Here is a 13655-nt window from a genome sequence, read left to right as displayed (position 1 = left end):
AGCCCGGTAGAGGCGATAGTCGGATTCGTCGGAATCGGTGGTGATCAACCAGAATGGTCCAGGTGGGTGACGTCACGGTCGTTCTGGGCATCGGCGCTGCCGTACTGCTGATCTCCGTGATCGCGGTGCGGGTGTCGACTCGCCTCGGCCTGCCCTCACTCCTGCTGTACCTGGGCATCGGCGTGGTCCTCGGCGAGTCCGTCGTCGGCATCAGGTTCGACGACGCCGACCTCACCCAGTCCCTCGGCATCGCGGCGCTGGTGCTGATCCTGACCGAGGGCGGCATCACCACCCGCTGGAGCGCGGTGAGGTCCTCCCTGCGGCTGGGCGTCGCACTGTCCACAGTGGCCGTCGCGGTGAGCGTGGCGGTGACCGGAACGGCGTTGCACTTCCTGCTGGGCCTCGACTGGCGGATGGCGTTGCTGTGGGGCGCGGTCCTGTCGTCCACCGACGCCGCCGCCGTCTTCAGCGTCCTGCGCTCATTAGGCGTCGGCGCACGGCTCACGGGCGCACTAGAACTGGAGTCCGGCCTCAACGACGCGCCGGTCTACATCGCCGTGGTGCTGCTGGCCTCCTCGGACCAGATCTCCTGGACCGCGCCACTGCTGGTGATCTACGAACTGGGCGCGGGGGCGCTCATCGGCGTGGCCCTCGGGTACCTCGGCGGGGCCGGGCTCAGACGCGCGGCGCTGCCCTCCACCGGTCTGTACCCGCTCGCCACGGTGGCGGTGTGCGTCATGGCCTACACGGCCGGCGACCTCCTGCACGCCTCCGGATTCCTCGCCACGTACGTCGCCGCGCTGGTCCTCGGCAACGCCCGCCTGCCGCACCGCGCCGACACCCTCTCGTTCGCCGAGGGCCTCGGCTGGCTCGCCCAGATCGGGCTCTTCGTGCTGCTCGGCCTCTACGCCTCGCCGTCGCGCCTGCTCGACGTGCTGTTCCCCGCGCTGGTCGCGGGCGTGGTGCTGACGTTCGTGGCCCGGCCGCTGTCGGTGGTCCTCGCCTCGCTGCCGTTCAAGGTGCCCTGGCGGGAACAGGCGTTCCTCTCCTGGTCGGGGCTGCGCGGCGCGGTGCCGATCGTGTTCGCGCTGATCCCGCTGATCCAGGGCGTCGAGGGTGCCCGCGAGCTGGTCGACGTGGTGTTCCTGCTGGTCATCGTGCTGACGGTGGTGCAGGGCACGACGCTGCCGTTCCTCGCGCGGCGGCTCGGGCTGGTGAAGGCGGGGGAGGCGCAGGAGGTCCAGGTCGACGCCTCGCCGCTCGACGAGCTCGGGGCCGAACTGCTGCAGGTGCACATCCAGCGCGGGTCGAAGCTGCACGGCGTCTACATGTCCGAACTGCGGCTGCCGACCGGAGCCACGGTCAGCCTCGTGGTGCGCTCGGGGAAGAGTTTCACGCCACAACCGACGACCAGGCTGCAGACGGACGACCAGTTGCTCATCGTCACCACCGAAGAGGTGCGTGACGCTGCTGAGCGGCGCGTACGTGCCGTCGACAGGGCCGGCCGCTACGCCAGGTGGAAGGGCGAGACCGGCGACTAGTAGAGCGTCGCGGCTATCTCTTGGGATAGCGATGGCGGCAGGTTGCTGATTTTCGATCATGAAGATCGCGCTCTCATGGCTGTCACCTGCGCGGTTGGCGGTAGTTGGGGTGATCAGCAAACGTTTGCGCCGGCAGTTTTCTGCCGCCAACTCGGCGGCGACGTGCGTGAGCGCGCGACCATCCGGGCTTCGGTAACGACCGACCAGGCCGCCCAGCCCCGTGCGCGACTCAACGCAGCACAGCTAAGCCGCGACGCTCTACTAGTCGGTCTCCGAGGCTTCTCAGCATGTGAATCGGGTGTCGACGGGAGTGTCACCCTCCGCTAACGTCGTCGGCAGGTCATGAGAGCCAGCGTCAAGCCCAAGCTTGCTGGCCGGCAACCCTCCAACCGCGGTGGGGTGCCCTTGGTGAGGACCTGGTCCGGCGCGTGGGGCGCCGGTCAAGCGCGGGCCTTCGCTGGGCGGGGCCCCTGGCCTCGGAGGCAGCTCGATGACGCTCGCGATCACCCCTGGAACCACCACTTCCGTTCCGGCTGTCGTCGGCGCCGACCTGCGTGTTCCCCTGGTCACCGGAGAGCGCGTCACCTACGCCAACCTCGATCACGCGGCATCGGCGCCCTGTCTGCAGGAGGTCCGCGACGCCGTCGACGAGCTGCTGCCCTGGTACGCCAGCGTGCACCGCGGCGCCGGGTTCGCCTCGCAGGTCTCGACCCGCGTCTACGAGCAGGCCCGCGACCGCATCCGCAGGTTCGTCGGGGCGCACTCCTCCGACGCCGTCGTCTTCACGCGCAACACCACGGATTCGCTGAACCTGTTGGCGCGCAGCGTTCCCAAGAACACCGCCGTCGTGCTGTTCGACAGCGAGCACCACGCGGCGCTGCTGCCGTGGCGCGGTCCGAACGTTCAGCGTGTTCCCGCTCCGTCTTCGTCCGGTGCTGCAGTGGTTGCACTGGACCGGGCTTTGGCCGCCGCCCCGGTCGGCCCTCGGCTCGTGATCGTCACCGGGGCGTCCAACGTCACGGGGGAGCTGTGGCCGGTCGCCGAGCTCGCGAAGGTCGCCCGCCGCCACGGCGCGCGCATCGCGCTCGACGCCGCGCAGCTCGCCCCGCACCGTCCGATCAACGCCCGTGAGCTGGGCGTCGACTACATCGCGTTCTCCGGACACAAGATCTACGCGCCGTTCGGCGCGGGTGTGCTGGTCGGCCGCGCGGACTGGCTGCAGCAGGCCCAGCCGTACCTGGTCGGTGGCGGTGCCACGTCGAAGGTGACCGACCACGGCGACCGCCTCGGCGTGGCCTGGTCCGCGGTGCCCGAGCGGCACGAGGCCGGCAGCCCGAACGTCGTCGGCGTGCACGCGCTGGCCGCGGCCTGCGAGATCCTGTCGCGGCACTGGGAGCAGACCGTCGCGCACGAGCAGGAACTGCTGACCCGCCTGCAGAACGGCCTGCGCACCATCCCCGGCTTCCGCGAGCTGGCGATCCTGGCCGACGCGGACAAGGTCGGCGTCGTGAGCTTCACGATCTCGGGCTTCGACGCGGGCTTCCTCGCGGCGGCGCTGTCCGCCGAGTACGGCATCGGTGTGCGCGACGGAGCGTTCTGCGCGCACGTGATCGTGGGGCGTCTGGTCAAGCAGGCCGGATCGCACGAGGAACGTGCCGTGCGCGCGTCGATCGGACTCGGCACGACGGCCGAGCACGTCGATCGTCTGATCGCCGCGCTGCGCACCCTGGTCACCGAGGGTCCGAAGTGGACCTACGAGCAGCGCGACGGCCGCTGGGTGCCGCAGGACGACAACCGAACCCTGCCGCCGTTCCTCGCGTAGTCCCTGTAGTGGACAATGACCTGGTGAGTGACGAGTCCAAGGCCGAGGAGAAAGCCTCCGGGGAGGTCGCTGACAAGCCGGCGGAAGCGCAGGTCAGCGACCCGGAGACGGTCGCGACGCCCGCGATCGTGGTCGAGGAGCCGGACGCGGGGGAGAAACCCGCGGAGTCCCCCGCGAAGGCGGAGGACGACGACGAGTTCTCCATCGCCGGTTCGATCTCCGGTTCGCTGCCGGAACCGAGGACGAAGATCCTCGCGATCCTGGCGGCCGGCGTGCTGGCCCTCGACGTGCTCACCAAGGTCGTGTCCGTCGCGTTCCTCGAGGGCGCCGATCCGATCAAGCTGTTCGGTGGCGTGCTCTACCTGACGTTCGTCCGCAACCCCGGCGCCGCGTTCGGCATGGCGGAGAGCATGACGTGGATCCTCGCGCTGATCGCGTTCGGCGTCGCCGGGTTCATCGTCTGGATCTCGCGCAACCTCCGCTCGCAGGGCTGGGCCGTCGGCCTCGGCCTGGTGCTGGGTGGTGCCGTCGGCAACCTCGCCGACCGGCTCTTCCGCGAGCCGGGCCCGATGCGCGGCCACGTGGTCGACTTCCTGTCGCTGTTCGACCCGTACGGCCAGGTGTGGCCGGTGTTCAACGTCGCCGACATGGCGATCGTCGGCGGTGGTGTGACGATCATCGTTCTGGCGCTGCTGCAGCACGACTACGACGGCACCGTCCACAAGAACGCCGAGCCGCTCGTGGAGCAGGACGGTCTGCAGGAGTCGAAGTAGCCGCTCCTGGTAGTTTCAGCAGGTTCTGCAAGAAGAAGAAGGTCGAGGCCCCGCGTGAGCGGATACCGAACGCTGCCCATTCCCGACGGTCTGGACGGCATGCGCGTCGACGCCGGTCTCGCGAAGCTGCTCGGCTTGTCCCGCACCGTCATCGCGTCCATCGCCGACGCCGACGACGTGCTGGTCGACGGCCGGGTCGTCGGCAAGTCCGACCGGCTCACCGCCGGGTCGATGCTGGAGATCACGCTGCCGGCGCCGCCGCAGCCGATCACCGTCCAGGCGATCCCCGTCGAGGGTCTGAAGATCATCCACGAGGACGACGACATCATCGTCGTCGACAAGCCCGTCGGGGTCGCCGTACACCCGTCGCCGGGCTGGACCGGGCCGACCGTCGTCGGCGGGCTCCTCGCCGGTGGCCACCGCGTCGCCACGTCCGGAGCCGCCGAGCGCCAGGGCGTCGTGCACCGGCTCGACGTCGGCACGACCGGCGTGATGGTGGTCGCGAAGTCCGAGTCCGCGTACTCGGCTCTGAAGCACGCCTTCAAAGAGCGGACCGTCGACAAGGTCTACCACGCGATCGTGCAGGGCCACCCGGACCCGATCAAGGGCACCATCGACGCTCCGATCGACCGCCACCCCAAGCACGACTACAAGTTCGCCGTGATGCAGGACGGCAAGCCGTCCATCACCCACTACGAGGTGATCGAGGCGTTCCGCGCGGCGTCGTTCGTCGAGGTGCACCTGGAGACCGGGCGCACGCATCAGATCCGTGTGCACTTCTCGGCGCTGCACCACCCGTGCGTGGGCGACCTGACGTACGGGGCCGACCCGACGCTGGCCAAGCGGCTCGGCGTGACGAGGCAGTGGTTGCACGCGCGTCAGCTCGGGTTCCACCACCCGGCGGACGGGCAGTGGGTGTCGTACACGTCGGAGTACCCGGACGACCTGGCCATCTCGCTGGAGAAGCTGCGCGAAGAAGGCTGATTGCGTCTGGGTAAATCACCGGTTGACGAGGTTGCACTTGATGTTAACCGGTGTGCTCAATAGCGTTTTCTGCATGCACCTGACAATTCTCGCGGCCTCAGGCCGGACCGGTCACGCCCTCACCCGCCAGGCGGTGGAGCGCGGCCACACCGTCACCGCGATCGCCCGCGACCCGCGACGGATCGCCCTCGACCACCCGAACCTGCGCAAGGTCGCGGGCGACGTGAGCGATCCGGCCTCGATCGTCGTCGACCCGGACACCGTCGTCCTGTCCGGCCTGGGCACGGACCGCCCCGGTGTGCTCACGGACGGGGCCAAGGCGGTGATCGCCGCCGGGCCGCGCCGGATCATCTGGCTCGGCACCTACGGAACGGGCGCGTCGGCCGAGGCGGCGGGCGAGGGCGCCGCCGTGCTGTGGAAGTTCCTCGGCGACCGCATCCCGGACAAGGTCGAGGCCGACAACGCCGTCCTCGCCGCCGGTGGCACGGTCTTCCACGCCGGGGTGCTCACCGACGAACCGGCAGGCCCCGGCCGCACCGTCGGCCTGGACGCCGCGCCGCCGTTCGACCTCGGGGCCGAGGTCAGCCGGGAGACCGTCGCCGCCGCGATGCTCGACGAGGCCGAGGCCCCGCGCTTTTCCGGCGCGGTCGCCCTGCCACTAGCGGGCTAGAACGTCGGGAACGATCGTCCGCACCTGGTCGCGCAGCCACGCGTGGGCGAGGTCGGAGTCGTAGCGCTGGTGCCAGTTGCAGTTGATCGGCGCTTCCGGCGACTCGGTGGGCAGCGGCCGGGTGACCAGCCCGAACGCCTCGATCAACGGCCGGCACAAGATCGCCGTGGTGGTGACCAGGGCATCGCTCGCGGCCGCGATCTGCACCGCCGAGTGCACCGTCGCCACGGTCGCGATCACCTTGCGCCGCAACCCTTCCGCGGCCAGCAGGTCATCGATCGGAGCGGTCAGCCGGCCGCGTCGTGAGACCACCACGTGCGGATAGGCGGCGTACGCGCGCAGATCCAGTTCGGCACACGGATGTCCGGACCGCATGACCACCGCAAGCGCGTCGGTGCCGAGCGTCTCCGAGCGGAACTCGGGGAGTTCGGGTGTGCCCCCGCCGAGTTCCAGGTCGACCCGCCCGTGCCGCAGGTCGTCGGTGTCGGCGGAGTGCTCGGCGAGCACCCGCAGCCGCACGCCCGGTGCCTGCTCCGCGATCCGCCCGATCAGCGCGGGCACCACCGACGAGGCGAGGGCGTCGTGGCACTGGATCGTGAACGTGCGCTCCAGTTCGGCGAGGTCCAGCTCACGGCTCGGCGCCAGCACGGCGTTGGCCTGCCGCACCAGCCGATGCACCTCGTCGGCGATCCCGAGCGCGTACGGCGTGGGCGTCATGGAGTGGCCGGTCCGCACCAGGATGTCGTCGCCGGTCACCTTTCTGATCCGCCCGAGCGTCCGGCTGACCGCGGGGGACGACAGGTGCAGCCGTTCGGCCGCCCCCATCACGCTGCCCTCTTCGAGGAGGGCGTCCAGCACCGTCAGCAGGTTCAGGTCCGCTTGCATAACAGCCAATCTTGGAGGAAACCGTGCTCGCCGCCACCACCGCCGCCGTCCGCCGTGCCGGAGAGCGGATGCTGAAGCGCTACTCGAGCGAATCCCGCACGTCCTCTCTCACGGAACTCGTTGCAGCCGTCCAAGCCAACGACGCCGCCGTCGTCGACCTGCTGAGGGCGGAACTGGCCGAGATCCGCCCACAGGCGCGCTGGCTCGACGACGAACACGGCTCCGGCCCCCTGGACTCCGGGGAGTGGTGGCTCGTCGACCCGGTCGGCGGCAACATGAACGCGGTCCAGGGCATGACCGACTGGAACATCGGGGTGAGCCTGGTCCGCGACGGCCGCCCGGTGCTCGCGATCGTGTACTTCCCGCTGTTCGACGAGATGTTCACGGCCACCGAAGGCGGCGGCGCGTTCCTGAACGGCGTGCGGTTGACGGTCTCGGACAAGACGTCGCTGGACGGCGCACTGGCGGGCACCGGCCAGGCCCAGCCCGGTCAGGGACCGGAGATGGCCGACCGGGTCGGTGCCTCCTACAGCGCGATGGCGAAGCAGGCCCTCTACGTCCGGATCTCGGTGCCGGTCACGCACCAGCTCGCCCAGGTCGCCGCCGGACGGATGGACCTGCACTGGCAGTACGACAACGTGCGCGCGCACGCGTCAGGTGTGTTGCTCGTGCAGGAGGCGGGCGGTGTCGTCACCGATCTGGACGGCAAGCCGTGGGAGCTGACCAGCCGTGAGTACCTGGCGGCCGCGCCGGGCGTGCACGCGGCGGCCCTGGAGGTGCTCTAGTGGTGTGTCGCAGCTAACTCTTGGATTAGTGACGAGCGGGAGGGACGTCGGCAGGTGGCCGAGCTTCGATCATGAAGATCGCGCGCTCATGGCCGTCACCTGCACGGTTGGCGGTACTTAAGGTGATCAGCAAACGATTGCGCCGACAGTTTTCTACCGCCAACTCGGCGGCAAATGTGCGTGAGAGCGCGACCATACGAGGCTGTCGGTAACGAGCGACCACACCGCCCAGCCCTCTGCCCTGCTCAACGGAGCACAACTTAGCCGCGACGCTCTACTAGTCCTCGACGGTCCAGACCAAGGTGTTCAGGTCGACCTCGGGACGCACGCTCCAGCGGACCTGGATCACCTGGGTCTCGTCCGGCAGCACGAACACGCTGTGCCCGCCCGCCGTCTCGCCCGGTTGCACGCCGAGCTTGTGCGCGGGCCGGGAGGACAGCGAGACCGGCGCCTTCGTCACGGTCTCACCGGTCTTGGTCACGAGGACCAGGTACATGTCCGGCAGCGAGGTGTAGGGGACCTGCGAGGTGTTCGTCACCTCGGTGTGCACGACCACGGACCGTTCGCCCTCGGCGAGCTTGTAACCGGCCGCCGTGAACAGGAAGTCGGCCGGGTCGACGACCTCGACCAGCTGGATGGTGAGGCGGGCGCCTTCGAGGCTGTCCGCCTCCAGCACCGAGCCGATCTTGCCGGTCCGCGAGACGACGGGCTTGGGCTGCGGCTGGTCCGCGCGCACCCAGCCCGCGGACTGGGGCGGGCCCCACGTCGCCTGCGGCGGCTGCTGGGCGGGGAACGGCTGGCTGACCGGAGCCTGCGGGCCGTAGGGCTGCTGCTGGACCGGGTGGGGGCCGCTCTGGTGCACCGCGTACGGGCCGGACGGCGGGCCGCCCATGTAGTTGCCGTAGGCGGCGGCGTTCGCGAGGGCCCTGCGCACGCCGTTCGGGTCGCACTCCACCCCGACCAGCAACGGCAGTCCGCTGCCGGAGAGGGTGATCAGGCGCATGGCGGCCTCGCGCGGGTCCATGCCCAGGCGCTGGGCGATCTCGTGCACGGCGGCGCGACCTGACTCGGCGAGAACGGCGAGCAGGCGGGCGTCTACGGGATCGGGGGGCACCACGAAAGAAACGCTACCCGTCGCTCTGGATCTCCGTGTCACCGCGTACCCGATCGAGATCAAGACAACGTGCGCTGTCGTGCGCCATCCAGGGCCGCCGAAGGGCGTATGATGCGCCCTTTTTCGCTGTGGCGGGAGAACTTCGGTTCCCTGGCGGGTCGGCTTCTTGAGCCGGAACAAGTCGGCTAGTCTCGACGAGCGCCAGGGGCCTTCCCATTCCCCTCATTCGCGCTAAAACGCTTGCCATACAAGGGGGTTGCCGGTGGCGGACTCGTTTGTGCACCTGCACGTGCACACCGAGTACTCGATGCTCGACGGCGCGGCCAAGGTGGCCCCGCTGTTCGAGGAAGCCGAGCGGCTCGGCATGACGGCTGTGGGTATGAGTGACCACGGCAACATGTACGGGTCGGACGAGTTCTACCAAACGGCGATGAAGACCGGCATCAAGCCGATCATCGGCATCGAGGCCTACCTCGCCCCGCACAACCGCCTGCACAAGAAGCCGGTCGCCTGGGGCGATCCCGGTCAGCGCAGCGACGACATCTCCGGTGGTGGCGCCTACACCCACATGACGATGTGGGCGCGCAACGCGGACGGCCTGCGGAACCTCTTCCGGCTGCACACCGAGGCGAGCAAGACGGGCTACTACTACAAGCCCCGCATGGACCGCGAGCTCGTCTCGCAGCACGCCGACGGCATCATCGCGACGACCGGCTGCCCGTCCGGCGAGGTGCAGACCCGGCTGCGGCTCGGCCAGGTGAACGAGGCGTTCCAGGCCGCGTCCGACTACCGCGACATCTTCGGCAAGGAGAACTTCTTCCTGGAGTTGATGGACCACGGCCTGGAGATCGAGCGCCGTGTCCGCGACGGCCTGCTGGAGATCAGCAAGAAGCTCGGCATCCCGCCGCTCGCCACCAACGACAGCCACTACGTCACCAAGGACCAGGCGGACACGCACTCCGCGTTGCTCTGCGTGCAGTCCGGCAAGATGCTGACCGACCCGAACCGGTTCAAGTTCGACGGTGACGGCTACTACCTGAAGTCGTCCGAGGAGATGCGGGAGATCTGGAAGGACCTCCCGGAGGCGTGCGACAACACGCTGCTGGTCGCGTCGATGGTCGAGTCCTACGAGGACATCTGGACCGTCAAGGACCGCATCCCGAACTTCGAGGTCCCCGAGGGCGAGGACCAGGCCTCCTGGTTCCGCAAGGAGATCCGGCGCGGCCTCGAGTGGCGGTTCGCCGGCAAGGAAGTTCCCGAGGAGTACATCAAGCGCTGCGACTTCGAGGCCCAGGTCATCATCGACAAGGGCTTCCCGGCGTACTTCCTGATCGTCGCCGACCTGATCAGCTACGCCCGCAGCGTGGGCATCCGGGTCGGTCCCGGCCGTGGTTCGGCCGCGGGCGCCGCCGTGTCGTGGGCGATGGGCATCACGAACATCGACCCGATCCCGCACGGCCTGCTGTTCGAGCGGTTCCTGAACCCCGAGCGCACCGCCATGCCCGACATCGACATCGACTTCGACGACCGCCGTCGTGGCGAGATGATCCGCTACGCCAGCGAGAAGTACGGCGCGGACAAGGTCGCCCAGGTGATCACGTTCGGCACCATCAAAACGAAGGCCGCGCTGAAGGACTCGGCGCGCGTGCACCACGGCCAGCCGGGCTTCGCGATCGCCGACAAGATCTCGAAGGCGCTGCCGCCGCCGATCATGGCGAAGGACATCCCGCTCAACGGCATCGTCAACAAGAGCCACCCCCGCTACGGCGAGGCCGCCGAGGTCCGGTCGCTGCTGGAGACCGACGCGCAGGTGAAGGAGATCTTCGACACCGCGCTCGGTCTCGAGGGCCTGATCCGCAACGCCGGCGTGCACGCCTGCGCGGTGATCATGTCGAAGGACCCGCTCACGGAGTCCATCCCGCTCTGGTACCGCGACGACGGCTCGTTCATCACCGGCTGGGACTACCCGTCGTGCGAGAACATCGGCCTGCTGAAGATGGACTTCCTCGGGCTGCGCAACCTCACGGTGATGGGCGACGCGATCGAGAACATCGAGGCCAACCGCGGCAAGGACGCGGTCCCGGACTTCGACAAGCTCACGCTCGACGACCCGGAGACCTACGCGCTGCTCGGCCGCGGTGACACGCTCGGCGTGTTCCAGCTGGACGGCGGGCCGATGCGCGACCTGCTGCGCCGCATGCAGCCGACCACCTTCGAGGACATCGTCGCGGTCGGCGCGCTGTACCGCCCCGGTCCGATGGGTGTGAACGCGCACAACGACTACGCGGACCGCAAGAACGGCCGCCAGGAAGTCAAGCCGATCCACCCGCAGCTCGAGGAACCGCTCAAGGTGATCCTCGGCGAGACGCACGGTCTGATCGTCTACCAAGAGCAGATCATGTTCATCGCCCAGGAGGTCGCGGGCTACTCGATGGGTCGCGCGGACGTGCTCCGCAAGGCCATGGGCAAGAAGAAGGCCGAGGTTCTGGCCAAGGAGTTCGAGGGCTTCCGGGAGGGCATGCGCAACGACCCGCGCGGGTTCTCCGACGAGGCCATCCAGGCGCTGTGGGACACGATCCTCCCGTTCGCCGGCTACGCGTTCAACAAGTCGCACGCGGCCGCGTACGGCCTGATCTCGTACTGGACGGCGTACCTCAAGGCGAACTTCCGCGCCGAGTACATGGCCGCCCTGCTCACGTCGGTCGGCGACAACAAGGACAAGTCCGCGGTCTACCTCGCCGAGTGCCGCCGCCTGGGCATCAAGGTCCTCCCGCCGGACGTCAACGAGTCGGCGCTGCGCTTCAGCGCGGTCGGCACGGACATCCGCTTCGGCCTGGGCGCGATCCGCAACGTCGGCGCGAACGTCGTCGAGTCGATCATCAAGACCCGCCGGGAGAAGGGCGCCTACACGTCCTTCACGGACTTCATGGACAAGTCCGAGCTCGTCGCCTGCAACAAGCGCGTGATCGAGTCGCTGATCAAGGCCGGCGCGTTCGACGCGTTCGGCCACCCCAGGCTCTCGCTGATCCAGGTGCACGAGGACGCGGTCGACGCCGTCGTCCCGATCAAGCGCAAGGAGGCGGAGGGGCAGTTCGACCTGTTCGGTGGCGACAGCGCCGACGACCAGGACGACAGCACCTCACCGCTCGCGCACCTCAAGTTCGGCACCGACGAGTACCCGCGCAAGCAGATGCTCAGCCTCGAGAAGGAGATGCTGGGGCTGTACGTGTCCTCGCACCCCCTCGACGGCGCCGAGCGGATCCTGCGCAAGTACGCGCCGCGGCCGATCGCGGTCGTGCTCGACGATCCGCCCAAGGAGGGCGAGCTGATCGTCTCGGGCATGATCTCGTCGATCGAGCGGCGGGTGAACAAGAACGGCCTGCCGTGGGCGATCACGGTCATCGAGGACCTGGACGCGTCCATCGAGGTCCTGTTCTTCCCGAAGTCCTACGAGGTGCTGCGCGACGACCTGGAGCTCGACTCCGCCGTGTGCGTGAAGGGCCGGGTGAACTGGCGCGACGACAAGATGGCGATCTTCGGCGACGGGGTCGTCCCGCTCGACATCAGCGACGCGGAGGCGAACCCCGGCGCGGATCCGCCCCTCGTCCTCGGGCTGCAGACCAAGACGCTGACGCCGGAGCTGATCGAAGAGCTGAAGAGCGTCTTCAAGTCGCACGAGGGTCAGGTCGCCGTGCACCTGGAGGTGCAGAAGCGCGACAAGTCGAAGGAGATGATGGTGGTGGGCAACTTCCGGGTCAACACGACGCCGTCGCTCTTCGGTGACCTCAAGACCATCCGCGGCATCACCATCCACCGCTAGAGGCCCAGGACCGAAATAGTGGCGAGCAATGAGTGAACGGGGTTAACTGGGTGAGGTGACGACACTCACGCAGTTGCCCGACGACTACGTCCAGAACCCGCACGAAGCGCACGACATGTTGCGTTCCGAGGGGCCCGTGCAGGAAGTCCGCATGCCGCGTGGGCTCAAGGTCTGGCTCGTGACTCGGTACGACGAGGCGAAGATCGCCCTCACGGACCCCAGGGTCAGCAAGAACATCGCTGAGGGCGGCCACCTGATGGCCGTGCACTCTCCGGACACCGACCAGCGCCGCGAGATCGAACCCTCGCTGTCCGTGCACATGCTCAACATGGACCCGCCCGGCCACACCCGGCTGCGCAAGCTCGTGACCAAGGCGTTCACCGCCCGCCGCGTCGAGCTGATGCGCCCGCGCGTGCAGGAGATCACGGCCGAGCTGCTCGCCAAGCTGAACGACGGCGACGAGGTCGACCTGCTGGAGGCGTTGGCGTTCCCGCTGCCGATCACCGTCATCTGCGAGCTGCTCGGCATCCCGATCGACAACCGCGACGACTTCCGCGAGTGGTCGAACCAGCTGCTGGCCTTCGGCACGCCGGAGCAGGTCCAGGCCGCCGCGTCCGCGATGGCCGGCTTCCTGTTCCAGCACGTCACGGCCATCGCCCAGGCCGAGCCCGACGACACGTTCTTCTCCGCTCTCGTGCACGCCGACGACTCTGGTGACCGGCTGAACACCGAAGAGCTGATCTCGATGGCGTTCCTGCTGCTCGTGGCGGGCCACGAGACGACGGTGAACCTCATCGGCAACGCGGTGCTGTCGTTGCTGAGGAACCCGGACCAGCTGCAGATCCTCAAGGACCGTCCCGAGCTGATCCCGGCGAGCACCGAGGAGTTCCTGCGGCTGGAGGGCCCGATCAACGTCGCGACCTTCCGCTACACCAAGGAGGACATCGAGCTCGGCGGCGTCACGGTGCCCGCCGGCGAGATCCTGATGGTGTCGCTGATCGCGGCGAACCGGGACCCCGCGAAGTACGAGAACCCCGACCAGCTCGACGTGACGCGGTCCGCGCAGGGGCACGTGGCGTTCGGTCACGGCATCCACTTCTGCCTCGGCGCGCCGCTGGCCCGGCTGGAGTTCGACGTGGCGCTGACGCAGCTGCTCGACCGGTTCCCGAACCTGACGCTGGCCGCGGAGCCGGAGACGTTGGTGTGGCGCGACAGCACGCTGATCCGCGGTCTGCACACCCTGCCGGTGCGCCTCGCCTAA

Annotated in this window: 10 protein-coding genes and 1 riboswitch; of the genes, 8 read left to right on the top strand and 2 right to left on the bottom strand. The window is 68.7% G+C overall.

Features of this window, described 5'->3' with window-relative positions; genetic code table 11:
* Window positions 1-62: 62 nt before the first annotated feature.
* From SK571_RS01765 to SK571_RS01745, 5 genes are all read left to right on the top strand, one after another.
* The gene (locus tag SK571_RS01765; protein WP_319982243.1) at window positions 63-1541 is read left to right on the top strand and encodes a potassium/proton antiporter; all 1479 of its coding nucleotides are present in this window, start codon (window positions 63-65) and stop codon (window positions 1539-1541) included.
* Between the two features lie 338 nt (window positions 1542-1879).
* A riboswitch (SAM riboswitch) is annotated at window positions 1880-1994 on the top strand.
* Window positions 1995-2031: 37 nt separating this feature from the next.
* Window positions 2032-3363 carry an aminotransferase class V-fold PLP-dependent enzyme gene (locus tag SK571_RS01760; RefSeq protein ID WP_319982242.1) on the top strand — a complete coding sequence of 444 codons (1332 nt, stop codon included), beginning with the start codon at window positions 2032-2034 and terminating at the stop codon, window positions 3361-3363.
* 23 nt (window positions 3364-3386) lie between these two features.
* On the top strand, window positions 3387-4136 hold the full coding sequence (gene lspA, locus SK571_RS01755; RefSeq protein WP_319982241.1) for a signal peptidase II: 750 nt from the start codon (window positions 3387-3389) through the stop codon (window positions 4134-4136).
* Between the two features lie 99 nt (window positions 4137-4235).
* Window positions 4236-5120, top strand: a complete 885-nt coding sequence (locus tag SK571_RS01750; protein WP_319982542.1) for an RluA family pseudouridine synthase — start codon at window positions 4236-4238, stop codon at window positions 5118-5120.
* Between the two features lie 73 nt (window positions 5121-5193).
* The gene (locus tag SK571_RS01745; RefSeq protein ID WP_319982240.1) at window positions 5194-5790 is read left to right on the top strand and encodes an NAD(P)-dependent oxidoreductase; all 597 of its coding nucleotides are present in this window, start codon (window positions 5194-5196) and stop codon (window positions 5788-5790) included.
* On the opposite strand, the gene SK571_RS01740 is transcribed toward SK571_RS01745, so the two are convergent.
* Window positions 5779-6675, bottom strand: coding sequence for a LysR family transcriptional regulator (locus SK571_RS01740; RefSeq protein WP_319982239.1), 897 nt, complete (start codon window positions 6673-6675; stop codon window positions 5779-5781). The genes SK571_RS01745 and SK571_RS01740 overlap by 12 nt on opposite strands.
* Window positions 6676-6698: 23 nt before the next feature.
* Here SK571_RS01740 and SK571_RS01735 point away from each other — a divergent pair, with 23 nt between their 5' ends.
* On the top strand, window positions 6699-7460 hold the full coding sequence (locus tag SK571_RS01735; RefSeq protein ID WP_319982238.1) for an inositol monophosphatase family protein: 762 nt from the start codon (window positions 6699-6701) through the stop codon (window positions 7458-7460).
* 277 nt (window positions 7461-7737) lie between these two features.
* Here the strand turns inward: SK571_RS01735 and SK571_RS01730 are convergent, their stop codons facing one another.
* The gene (locus tag SK571_RS01730; protein WP_319982237.1) at window positions 7738-8577 is read right to left on the bottom strand and encodes an AsnC family protein; all 840 of its coding nucleotides are present in this window, start codon (window positions 8575-8577) and stop codon (window positions 7738-7740) included.
* 304 nt (window positions 8578-8881) lie between these two features.
* Between SK571_RS01730 and dnaE the strand changes: the two genes are divergently transcribed.
* Together dnaE and SK571_RS01720 are read left to right on the top strand one after the other, a co-directional pair.
* Window positions 8882-12394 carry a DNA polymerase III subunit alpha gene (gene dnaE / locus SK571_RS01725; protein ID WP_406601932.1) on the top strand — a complete coding sequence of 1171 codons (3513 nt, stop codon included), beginning with the start codon at window positions 8882-8884 and terminating at the stop codon, window positions 12392-12394.
* 46 nt (window positions 12395-12440) lie between these two features.
* Window positions 12441-13655 carry a cytochrome P450 family protein gene (locus tag SK571_RS01720; protein WP_406601931.1) on the top strand — a complete coding sequence of 405 codons (1215 nt, stop codon included), beginning with the start codon at window positions 12441-12443 and terminating at the stop codon, window positions 13653-13655.

It is taken from the genome of Lentzea kristufekii (assembly GCF_033949925.1).
Lineage (GTDB): Bacteria > Actinomycetota > Actinomycetes > Mycobacteriales > Pseudonocardiaceae > Lentzea > Lentzea kristufekii.
Note: the sequence above shows the minus strand (reverse complement) of the source record. Positions and strands in the feature narration are given on the sequence as shown.